Below are 10,198 nucleotides of genomic sequence, written 5' to 3' on the forward strand. Positions count from 1 at the left end.
CGAGCCTCCCCCCTAGGCTTGATCACCGTCTGGAGTGGGTTTGGTTCGCCACCTACGTCGCTTTCTCTACGCCCTTGGGCCCGTATTGATCATTGCCAGTCACCTTGGCTGCCTACTGCTGTTCTGGACAGGGCTCAGCCTCGCCGCTGCCGGCTGGGCCCTGCTTCTCTATCTGGTGCGCATGCTGGCCACCACGGCCGTCTATCACCGCCTGATAACCCATGCCAGCTATCGGGTGGCCCGGCCAGTTGCCTGGGTTGGCGCAGTGGTGGCGGCATCGGCGGGTCAGATGGGGCCCAGCTGGTGGAAGGCCCATCACCAGCTCCACCACCGTCACGTGGACACCGTTGCCGATCCCCACACGCCCCTGATGCCTTCAGCAGGCTGGAGGGGGTTTTGGCGTTCCCAGGTTGGCTGGTTGTTTCGCCCAAGCTTCTTCCCCGACTCCCTGCCCGCCGATGTGGAGGCCGATCCGGTGATGAGGCTGATCGATCGGCTCCATTTCGTGCCAGTGCTCCTGCTGGCCGGCCTTTCGTGGCAGTTGGGCGGCATGGCTTGGTTGGCCGCATTTTTTCTCAGCACCACCCTGCTGTTCCATGGGGTGGCCAGTGTCAATTCCCTGGCCCATCTGTTTGGGGATCAGCCTTTTGCCACCGCTGATGCCAGCCGCAACAATCGCTTTGTGGCGCTGATCACTTTGGGGGAGGGCTGGCACAACCTGCACCACGCCTTCGAGGCTTCGGTGCGCCAGGGATTCACCCTGCGCTCGGGATCCCTGGTGTTGCTGCCGGATCCCACCTATCGGTTTATTCAACTGCTCGAGCGCTGGGGCCTGGCCTGGAATCTGCGGGTTCCTAGCGAGGGGGCCCTGCTGGCCCGGGCCCGGCCTGGGGCTGGCTAGACAGGAGTTGGTTCACCTGGAGAGGCTCAGCTGGAGTTGGTTTAGCTGGCGCCGGCAACCAGGCTCAGTTGCAGCCAGCAGCCCCCGGGGGCCAGCTTCTCCACCACCACGCTCTGCAGCAGGTCCTGGGCTACGAGCTGGGCGAAGGTTTCGGCGGCATCGCGGGTGTTGAAGCGAACAGCCTGCACCTGCAGGGGCACGCTCTGCTCCCTTGCAACGGCAGCGCGCACGCGATAGCGACCTGGAGGAATGGGTTCAACCATCGCTGCATTCTGAATCCATTCGGGCGCAAAAATGGCGGGCTTCAGGGTTTCAGAGAAATTGCCCTGGGCCGACTCAGCGGGTGGGGATCTGGCGGCCCTTCCAGGAGATCGAGCCCCGTTCGAGGTTGACAATTGCCAAGAGGAACACCCCCAGGAAGAACAACACCGGCACTGGAAACACCAGATTGATCCAGCCAAAGCTGCCGACGCGCCGGGTGATCAACAGCAGTTGCAGGGCATAGCCGCCATAGAGGAGCAGGTTTGGCATCAGGGCCTGGCTGCCCACCATGGGCCAATGCAGCAGGGCGGCTGGCAGGCACCAGGCGGCCCAGATCAGCCCGGAGATCCAGAGCAGCACCGCCAGCATCCAGGGCCAGCGCACTTCGCCTGCGGCGGTTGCAAAGTTTTTGTCAAAGCCCACCACCATGTCCCGCAGGCCCCCGGGATACATGCGATAGGCCAGGTTGGTTGTGCCGAGAAAGGCGCTTACCGGCAGGCCTGCCGCTTCGTAGCGGTGGGCTAGAAACCAATCCTCCACCACTTCGCCGGCAACGGAGGCATGGCCGCCGATCTGGTCGTAATCCCTGCGGCTGGTCGCCATGGCAGGGCCAAAGGCAACCCCTCCCCGTGGCCCGAGGGGAACTGCCATCAGCCCCACCAGGTTGAACAACACCGAAAGCTGCTCGTAGGCCTTTTCGGTGCGGTGAAACGGCTGCACGGAAACCAGGCCTCCATGCCGCTGCTGGTTTGCCACCAGCTTGGTCAGAAAGGTTGGTGCGGGTTCCGTGTCGGCGTCCATAAACACCAGCAACTCCCCCTGGCTTTGCTCCACCCCCTGGTGCAGAGCCCAGTTTTTGCCGCACCAGCCCGGCGGCAGGGGAGCCGAAGTCGTCACCTTCACGCCAGCGGCGCGGGCGATCGCCGCGGTGTCATCACCAGAACCGTCGTCGATCACGATCACCTCGAGCGGCTGCAGGCTCTGGAGCTGGAGGGCATTGAGCAGCCGGGGCAGGGTGAGGGCTTCATTGCGGGCGGGGATCAGCACCGAAACCTGCGGTCGGCCAGCCGGTGTGAGCTCAGCCAAGGCCGGCATGGGCAGGCACAGCCACCAGCCCAGCAGCCAGCGCACCAGAAGGGAAAGGGCCAGGGGATCAGGGGTGTTCAAGGCCGCAGCAGCTCGGTAGTGAGCACGTCGAGGGCGGCGGGCTCGCGCATCAGCTGCTGGTGGGTGAGCACCGGTAACGCCTGCCGCGAGCCCACCGGCAGCACGGCGCGCCAGCCCGGCACCACCATCAGGTCGCTGGGGCAGTAAAAGCTGGAGCACTCCACCGCTTGAAGAGTGGCCGGGTTGGCGTTGAGTTCGTGCAGCAGGGGGCTGGCCAGTTTCATATCAGCGATACCAGCCACCAGCCAGCGGGGCCAGGGTTGGGCGGTAGGGGTGCCCTGTTGGGGGCTGCCCACGCTGATGAACCTGCGGGTGCGGCAGTGGCCCCCTTGCCGCTGGATCCAGGTGCGGCCGATCACCCCACCCATCGAGAAGCCAAGCAGATCGATGGGGGTATGGGGGCCGAAGGCCGCCTCGATGTGGCTGCCCAGGATCCGAGCCAGCTCCTGCACCGGGGTGCGACCGAGCCAGATGGGCAGATGGGGTACCAGCAGGGGGAAGCGCCGATCTCCCAGCCTCTCCTGGAGGCGATGGAACAGTCGCGGGGTATCCCAAAGACCGTGCACCAGCACCAGCGGAGGGTGGCTTGCCATGGCTTCAGGTTAGGAAGCCGCGGGGCCCGGGCCATAAAAAAAACCGCCCCGCTGGGGGACGGTTTGGGGTCACTGGGGTGACCGGGATTGGCTGGAGCCGGTTGGCTCGGTTGGCTCAGTAGCGACCGCCGCCGCCACCACCACCACCGCCGCCGTAGCCACCGCCACCGCCGCCGCCACCAAAATCACGGCGACCGCCGCCGCCACCACCGCCGCCACCGCCACCACGGGGCTCGGCTTTATTGACGCGGATGGCGCGACCCATCCACTCCACATCTTGGAGATCCTCGATGGCCTTGGTTTCCTCAGCGGGGTTGGCCATCTCCACGAAAGCAAAACCGCGTTTGCGGCCTGTGTCGCGGTCGAGGGGGAGGCTGCACTTGCTCACCTGCCCGTATTGACTGAACAGGTGCTGGACATCTTCCGCTTCTGCATCGAAGGAAAGATTGCCGACGTAAATGGTCATGAACTCAGAAACTATGAATGGATCCTTCGACGGCCCAAGAGAAAGTGGTCAGCTCGCTAGAGAGAAATCTTTGAATCACCTATCACCCTACAGGGCTGCCTGCCGGTCCTAGGGGGGTTGGATCTCGCCGCGATCGCAGGATTCTGGCTAGGCATAGGGTGAAAACTCTCCCCCCACCTCCCATGTCGAAATCCCAGCTCAATGCCTTCATGGTCAAGGTGGATGCCGATTCCGCCCTCAAGGCCCGGGTTGTGGCCGCCGACGCCGATGCCGTGGTGGCTATTGCCCTAGAGCATGGCCATGTCTTTTCCCCGGCTTCCTGGTCTCGGGCACAGCGGGGCTGACTTCAGTTGGTCCCTGACTTCAGTTGGTCATGGCATCGACGCTTTTGAGGGCGGAGCCCAGCAGCAGGCCAAAGTTTTCCCGCTGCTGCTGGCTGCCCAATACCACAAGCATCTGGCCCGGCGCCAGCTTGGTGTCGCCGGCTGGGTTGGCGATCAGCGTGGGGGCTTCGGGGCTGTACTGCGAACCCCGGTATTGGCGCACTTGCCCTTCCGGCTTCGCCTTGGGCGGCAGTATGGCCAGCACCAGGGCACCCGAGCGGGCGCCGATCTGGAGTTCGGCCAGGGAGGCCCCATCGAGGGAGCCCAGGTCATCCGGGTCACTGCTGAGCAGGAACTCCTCCACTTCACAGTCGGAGCCTGCCAGCAGATCCATGAAGGTCACCGAGAGGGGTCGCAGGGCCGTTGCCGCCATGGCCCGGCCGCCACTGACGTATGGACTCACCACCTGGTCGGCGCCGGCGAGCAGCAGTTTGCGCTCGGCCTCCTCGCTGTCGGAGCGGGCAATCAGACGGCAGTTGGGCGCCATGCCCCTGGCGCTGAGCACCACGTAGAGGTTGGAGGCGTTGTTGGGTAGGGCGGCCACCAGGGCCCGGCAGCGGTGAATGCCCGCCTCGAGAAGGGTTTCATCGAGGGTGGCGTCTGCGGAGATCACCGCCAGGCCGCGCTCCTCGGCCGCGTCCCGGCGCTCACTGTCCATCTCAACCACCAGCAACGGCACGTTTTCCCTGGTGAGTTGTTCGGCGATTTCGCGGCCGATACGGCCGTAGCCGCAGAGGATGACATGGTCATTCATGCTGAGAAGCCAGCGGTGGAATTGGCGCTCGCGCAGGCGCCGAAAGTAGCCGGATTCAGAGAGTCCAAGGACGCCCTGGATACTGATCTGGACAACCACCAGCCCGCCCAGAATCAGCAGGGTGGTGACCACGCGCCCGGCGGCGCTGAGAACCTGGGTGTGCCCATCGCTGAACCCCAGGGTGCTGAGGGTGATCAGCACCATCCAGTAGCAGTCGCCCAGGTCCCAGCCTTCGCTGAGTCGATAGCCCAGGGCTCCAGCATTGACCAGCAGGACCAGGGCCAGAGGGGCTCTCCATGGTCTCCGGTTGCGCCTGTTGGGGGGTTTGCGGGGGGCCAAGGGCCAGGGCTGCTGGGTGGGTTGGAACGGGGCTGGTTGGGCTGGAACAGCGATTCAGGTTAATGACCGTGGCTTGATCCCGAACATTTGTAGGCGTTGTCCACCAACTGCCCGTTGGCTCAGTTAGCCCTGAAAGGTTCTTTCCACAGGGGTCGCCTGGATGGGCGCATCTCAGGTTATTGGGGACCTCCATCCCGAACTGCTCAAGGAGAGCGGTCAGCGGGAGGTGTTCTGCGGGCTCACCTCGATTGTCTGGCTGCACCGGCGCATGCCCGATGCCTTTTTCCTGGTGGTGGGCTCCCGCACCTGCGCCCACCTGGTTCAGAGCGCCGCCGGCGTGATGATCTTTGCCGAACCCCGTTTCGGCACTGCGATTCTGGGCGAGCGGGATCTGGCCGGCCTGGCCGATGCCAATGATGAGCTCGACCGGCTGGTGAAGGATCTGCTGGAGCGGCGCCCCGAGATCCGCACCCTGTTTCTGGTGGGTAGTTGCCCCAGCGAGGTGATCAAGCTGGATCTGGCCAAGGCCGCCGAGCGGCTCAACACCCAGCTGGCCGGCCGGGTGATGGTGCTGAACTACAGCGGCAGCGGCATCGAAACCACCTTCACCCAGGGAGAAGACCAGGCCCTGCTGGCGATGGTTCCCCTGATGCCAGCCAGCCAGGTTGATCAGCTGCTGATCGTCGGCACCCTGGCCGATGCGGTGGAAGACCGGCTGGTGCAGCTGTTTGGTCGCCTGGGTATTCCGGTGGTGACGAGCCTGCCGCCGCGGCGCTCCACCGAGCTGCCATCGATTGGGCCCGGCACCCGGGTGCTGCTGGCCCAGCCATTCCTCTCGGCCACGGCGCGGGCCCTGGTGAGTCGCGGCGGCCAGCTGCTTACTGCCCCCTACCCCTTTGGGGTGGAGGGCAGTCGGGCCTGGATGGCCGCCGCCGCCGCTGCCTTCGGGGTGGCGCCGGCCCTGGTGGCCGAGGTGCTCGATCCCTTGGTGGAGCGGGGCCAGCGGGCCATCGCTCCCCACCGGGAGCTGTTGGCCGGCAAACGGCTCTTTCTGCTGCCCGATTCCCAGCTGGAGCTTTCGCTGGGGCGCTTCCTGCACCGCGAGTGCGGCATGGAGCTGGTGGAGGTGGGCACGCCCTATCTCGATCGCCAACTGCTCGATGCCGAGCTGGCCCTGTTGCCACCTGGCACCCGCATCAGCGAGGGGCAAGACGTGGAACGCCAGCTGGAGCGGGTCCGCGCCGAGCGGCCTGATCTGGTCGTATGCGGCCTCGGCCTGGCCAATCCCCTCGAGGCCGAGGGGATCGCTACAAAGTGGTCGATTGAGCTGGTATTCAGCCCCATCCACGGTTGCGACCAGGCCGGCGATCTGGCCGAATTGTTTGCCCGCTCCCTGCGCCGCCGCGCCCTTCTCTCTTTTGCCTGATTGGGTCATTTGCCCTAACCGGCCTTCCCCCCTGCCAATTTTCTAAGCCTCGATGGAACTCACCCTCTGGACCTACGAAGGCCCCCCCCACGTGGGCGCCATGCGGATTGCCACGTCGATGGAGGGGGTGCACTACGTGCTGCACGCGCCCCAGGGGGACACCTACGCCGACCTGCTTTTCACCATGATTGAGCGGCGTGACCGGCGGCCGCCGGTGACCTACACCACCTTCCAGGCCCGCGACCTGGGTGGCGACACCGCCGAACTGGTGAAGCGTTCGATCGCCGAGGCCGTGGCCCGCTTCCAGCCCGAGGCCCTGCTGGTGGGCGAGAGCTGCACCGCCGAGCTGATCCAGGACCAGCCTGGGTCCCTGGCGGCGACCATGGACCTCGGCGGCATTCCGGTGGTGAGCCTCGATCTGCCGGCCTATTCCAAAAAGGAGAACTGGGGCGCCGCTGAAACCCTTTATCAGCTGGTGCGCGGGCTGCTCAAGGCCCAGCTGCCGCCGCCGGGCTTCGAGAAGCCTTCGCCGCAGCGCTGGCGCCAGGAGGGTCGCCGGCCCCGGGTCAATCTGCTGGGCCCGAGCCTGCTGGGTTTCCGCTGCCGCGACGACGTGCGGGAGATCACCCGGCTGCTCGGTGAGTACGGCATCGATGTCACGGTGGTTGCACCCCTGGGGGCCAGGCCAGCCGACCTGATGCGCATTCCCACGGCGGACGCCAACGTGTGTCTCTACCCCGAGGTGGCGGTGCCCTTGTGCAGCTGGCTGGAGCGCAGCTTCGGCATGGCCACCGTGCGCACGGTGCCCCTTGGCATTGGGGCCACGGTGGCATTCCTGCGGGAGTTACATGCACTGCTCGGGCTGGAGCTGCCTGCCGAGCTGGAGGCCGGCGCCGATGGGGTGTGCCAGGCCGAACGGCGCTCCCGCCTGCCCTGGTATTCCCGCTCGGTGGATTCCACCTACCTCACGGCCAAACGGGTATTCATTTTCGCCGATGCCACCCACGCCATCGCCGCAGCCCGCATCGCCAGCCAGGAGTTGGGTTTCAAGGTGGTGGGTCTGGGTACCTACAGCCGGGAGCTGGCCCGGGAGGTGCGGGCGGCGGCGGCTGGGCTGGGCTTGGAGGCCCTGATCACAGACGATTACCTCGCCGTGGAGGCGGCGATGGCGGCAGCGGCACCGGAATTGGTGCTGGGTACCCAGATGGAGCGCCACAGCGCCAAGCGCCTGGGCATCCCCTGCGCCGTGATCAGCTCGCCGCTGCATGTGCAGGATGTGCCTGCCCGCTATTCGCCCCAGATGGGTTGGGAGGGGGCCAACGTGATCTTTGATGCCTGGGTGCACCCGTTGATGATGGGCCTGGAGGAGCACCTGATCGGCATGTTCCGCCACGACTTTGAATTCGTTGATGGCCACCTCAGCCACCTGGAGGGGGCCAGTGCCCCGGCCCAGCCCGGCTCGACTGGCCTGCCTGCTGAGCCAGCCACTTCCTCATCCACTGCTCCAGCCGCTGGCTCGTCCCCAGTTGGCCTGGTTTGGAGCCCTGATGGGGAGGCGGAATTGGCCAAGATTCCCTTCTTCGTGCGGGGCAAGGTGCGCAAGAACACCGAGGCCTATGCCCGCGACCGGGGCCTGGCCCTGATCGACAGCGAGGCCCTCTACGAGGCCAAGGCCCACTTCAGTTCCTGATTCCCTTTTTGCTCCTGTCGCCTGGCATGGGTATGTGTTTGGATCCGCATCAAGCTGATCGGGATGTTTCGCTTTGCATGCGCATCCCCCATACCCCAGGCAGGCAGCGGTTTGCCCGCAGCAGGATGGATATTCGACTGGGTCTGATCAAGCACCTATTGGTATGACATCAACTCTTCAACGTCCCGACCTATCCCGGCCCGATGGCGAGGGCAGCCTGCAGGTCCACCAGGACCCCTCGATGGCGATCGAGGAAGGCGCCCTGGTGCTTGCTGTCTACGGCAAGGGGGGGATCGGTAAATCCACCACCTCCTCCAACCTGTCGGCCGCCTTCTCCAAGCTGGGCAAGCGGGTGCTGCAGATCGGTTGCGATCCCAAGCACGACAGCACTTTCACCCTCACTAAGAGGATGGTGCCCACGGTCATCGATATCCTCGAAACCGTTGATTTCCACACCGAGGAATTGCGGCCTGAAGACTTCGTGTTTGAGGGCTACAACGGGGTGATGTGTGTGGAATCCGGCGGGCCTCCGGCCGGTACGGGTTGCGGTGGATATGTCACTGGCCAAACGGTGAAACTGCTCAAGGAGCACCACCTGCTCGAAGAAACCGATGTGGTGATCTTTGACGTGTTGGGAGATGTGGTGTGCGGGGGCTTTGCCGCACCGCTGCAGCACGCCCACTATTGCCTGATTGTTACGGCTAATGACTTCGACTCCATCTTCGCGATGAACCGGATCATGCAGGCCATCAATGCCAAGGCCAAGAACTACAAGGTGCGCCTCGGCGGTGTGATCGCCAACCGCTCCGAGGAGACTGACGAAATCGACAAGTTCAACGCCCGCACAGGCCTGCGCACCATGGCCCATTTCAAGACCGTGGACGCGATTCGTAAATCCCGCCTCAAAAAGTGCACCATCTTCGAGATGGAAAGCACACCGGAAGTTGATGCGGTGCAGCAGGAATACCTCAATCTGGCCCGCCGGATGCTCGATGACGTCGAGCCCTTGGAGGCCGAATCCCTCAAGGATCGGGAGATCTTCGACCTGCTGGGCTTCGACTGACCCCTAGGACTGGGCAGACATGCCAGCCGGCCTAGGTCTGCCCCGTTCCCAACCCTTGATCAGCCGGTACACCACCGGCACGACAAACAGGCTCAGCAGCGTGGCCACCAGGAGCCCGGAAAACACCACCGTGCCGATGCTGACCCGACTGCCCGAGCCGAAGCCGCTGGCCAGCAGCAGGGGCAAGAAGCCCGCCAGCGAGGAGAAGGCAGTGAGCAGAATCGGCCGCAGACGGGCCTTGGCTGCCCCCTGGATTGCCGTATCCAGATCCAGGCCCTCGGCCATCCGCTGGTTGGCGAATTCCACGATCAAGATGCCATTTTTTGCCGCCAGGCTGACCAGCACCAGCAGCCCCATCTGGCCGTAGACGTCGAGCGGCAGGCCGCGCAGCAGCAGGCCGCCAATTGCTCCCAGCATGGCCAGGGGCACGGTGACCAGAATGATGAAGGGGTCGGCGAAGTTGCCGTAGAGGGCAGCTAGCACCAGCACCATCACCAGGATGGCCAGGGCAAACACCCTCAGGTTGTCGCCCCCCGCCCGGGCTTCCTCCCGTGCCAGGCCTGCCCACTCCAGGGACGTGCTGCTTCCCAGTTGCCCCTTGACCTGCTCCAGGCTGGCCATGGCCTGGCCACTGCTCACCCCTGGGCGCGGAATCGCCCTGACGCTGATGGAGCGCACCAGGCGGGTGTGGTTGATCGAGGTGGGGCCACTGGCCTGCTCGAGCCGCACCAACTGGGCCAAGGGGATCAGCTCGCCCTCGCGGTTTTTCACCCGCAGGGCCAGCACGTCATTGGCGCTGCGGCGGTCCTGGCCATCGAGCTGCACGATCACCTTGCGCACCTGATCGCTCTCAAAGCTGTCGTTGACGTAGTCGCTGCCGAAGCTGGCGCCCAGGGTGTCCACCACGGCGGCCAGATCCAAGCCGAGGGAGGCCATCTGCAGCCGATCCGGCACCAGCTGCACCAGGGGGGCCCCGGCGCTGAAGCGGGTCGAGACCCGCTCGAAGCGATCCGTGGCCCGGGCGGCGCGGATGAACTCCTGGGCCTGCTGCTCGAAGCCGGAGAGGCTCAGCTGGCCGTTGCTGCTGTCGAGCAGTTCGAGCTCCAGCCCCCCTTCGGCGCTGAAGCCCCGCACTGAGGGGGCCTCGCTGAGCTG

Annotated in this window: 11 protein-coding genes; 5 read left to right on the plus strand and 6 right to left on the minus strand. The window is 65.1% G+C overall.

The genetic code is table 11. The features are described from left to right. Window positions 1-34 precede the first annotated feature (34 nt). On the plus strand, window positions 35-901 hold the full coding sequence (locus KBZ15_RS11140) for an acyl-CoA desaturase (protein WP_255015300.1): 867 nt from the start codon (window positions 35-37) through the stop codon (window positions 899-901). A gap of 41 nt (window positions 902-942) precedes the next feature. Here the strand turns inward: KBZ15_RS11140 and KBZ15_RS11145 are convergent, their stop codons facing one another. The 4 genes from KBZ15_RS11145 to KBZ15_RS11160 all read right to left on the minus strand — a co-directional run bounded on the left by KBZ15_RS11145 (window position 943) and on the right by KBZ15_RS11160 (window position 3,388). Further along, on the minus strand, window positions 943-1,164 hold the full coding sequence (locus KBZ15_RS11145) for a hypothetical protein (protein ID WP_197150362.1): 222 nt from the start codon (window positions 1,162-1,164) through the stop codon (window positions 943-945). 73 nt (window positions 1,165-1,237) lie between these two features. Beyond that, entirely contained in the window at window positions 1,238-2,329 is a 1,092-nt protein-coding gene (locus KBZ15_RS11150; RefSeq protein WP_255015301.1) for a glycosyltransferase family 2 protein, read from the minus strand. Continuing rightward, window positions 2,326-2,922 carry a triacylglycerol lipase gene (locus tag KBZ15_RS11155; RefSeq protein WP_255015302.1) on the minus strand — a complete coding sequence of 199 codons (597 nt, stop codon included), beginning with the start codon at window positions 2,920-2,922 and terminating at the stop codon, window positions 2,326-2,328. Before KBZ15_RS11155 ends, KBZ15_RS11150 begins: the two co-directional genes overlap by 4 nt. 115 nt (window positions 2,923-3,037) lie before the next feature. Then, a complete protein-coding gene (locus tag KBZ15_RS11160) occupies window positions 3,038-3,388 on the minus strand; it encodes an RNA-binding protein (protein ID WP_255015303.1) in 351 nt (116 codons plus the stop codon). 182 nt (window positions 3,389-3,570) lie between these two features. Here KBZ15_RS11160 and KBZ15_RS11165 point away from each other — a divergent pair, with 182 nt between their 5' ends. Then, entirely contained in the window at window positions 3,571-3,732 is a 162-nt protein-coding gene (locus KBZ15_RS11165; protein WP_197150355.1) for a Nif11-like leader peptide family RiPP precursor, read from the plus strand. Window positions 3,733-3,751: 19 nt separating this feature from the next. On the opposite strand, the gene KBZ15_RS11170 is transcribed toward KBZ15_RS11165, so the two are convergent. Then, entirely contained in the window at window positions 3,752-4,864 is a 1,113-nt protein-coding gene (locus KBZ15_RS11170) for a TrkA family potassium uptake protein (protein WP_255015304.1), read from the minus strand. Window positions 4,865-5,024: 160 nt separating this feature from the next. Here KBZ15_RS11170 and KBZ15_RS11175 point away from each other — a divergent pair, with 160 nt between their 5' ends. The 3 genes from KBZ15_RS11175 to bchL all read left to right on the plus strand — a co-directional run bounded on the left by KBZ15_RS11175 (window position 5,025) and on the right by bchL (window position 9,043). Continuing rightward, the gene (locus KBZ15_RS11175; RefSeq protein ID WP_255015305.1) at window positions 5,025-6,290 is read left to right on the plus strand and encodes a ferredoxin:protochlorophyllide reductase (ATP-dependent) subunit N; all 1,266 of its coding nucleotides are present in this window, start codon (window positions 5,025-5,027) and stop codon (window positions 6,288-6,290) included. Between the two features lie 52 nt (window positions 6,291-6,342). After that, window positions 6,343-7,980: a ferredoxin:protochlorophyllide reductase (ATP-dependent) subunit B gene (locus KBZ15_RS11180; protein WP_255015306.1), complete on the plus strand. Its 1,638-nt coding sequence runs from the start codon at window positions 6,343-6,345 to the stop codon at window positions 7,978-7,980. Between the two features lie 163 nt (window positions 7,981-8,143). After that, window positions 8,144-9,043, plus strand: a complete 900-nt coding sequence (bchL, locus tag KBZ15_RS11185; protein WP_197150339.1) for a ferredoxin:protochlorophyllide reductase (ATP-dependent) iron-sulfur ATP-binding protein — start codon at window positions 8,144-8,146, stop codon at window positions 9,041-9,043. A gap of 3 nt (window positions 9,044-9,046) precedes the next feature. Here the strand turns inward: bchL and KBZ15_RS11190 are convergent. Beyond that, a partial coding sequence (locus KBZ15_RS11190; protein WP_255015307.1) for an efflux RND transporter permease subunit occupies window positions 9,047-10,198 on the minus strand: 1,152 nt, incomplete at its 5' end.

It is taken from the genome of Cyanobium sp. BA20m-p-22, from assembly GCF_024346275.1.
Lineage (GTDB): Bacteria > Cyanobacteriota > Cyanobacteriia > PCC-6307 > Cyanobiaceae > Cyanobium_A.